Source organism: Psychrobacter sp. TB20-MNA-CIBAN-0197 (assembly GCF_040309765.1).
In the GTDB taxonomy this organism is placed as follows: domain Bacteria; phylum Pseudomonadota; class Gammaproteobacteria; order Pseudomonadales; family Moraxellaceae; genus Psychrobacter; species Psychrobacter submarinus.
In genome coordinates, this window is the sequence record NZ_JBEOPC010001534.1 from 1 (window position 1) to 229 (window position 229).

1 protein-coding gene is annotated in these 229 nt (G+C 60.7%); it reads left to right on the plus strand.

The window, feature by feature from the left end:
- The coding region (locus tag AAEY83_RS19110) for an EAL domain-containing protein (protein WP_351061881.1) at positions 1-210 on the plus strand (210 nt) is incomplete at its 5' end.
- Between the last annotated feature and the right edge of the window lie 19 nt (positions 211-229).

Here is a 229-nt window from a genome sequence, read left to right on the forward strand (position 1 = left end):
GCGTTGGCCCTGGCGCGGGAATTGGACATGCGCGTGGTGGCAGAGGGTATTGAAACCGCAGATCAGGTTCAGCATCTGGCGCGGCTTGGTTGTCAGTGGGGGCAGGGCTTCTTCTATGCTCGCCCGATGATGTGGGCGCATTTGGTCGACTGGCGTTTCGAAGGCCAGAAGTCGTCCTGGCGCCGCGCAATAGGCACGTCCGATCGTTGATGCAAGCGGCATTCTGACT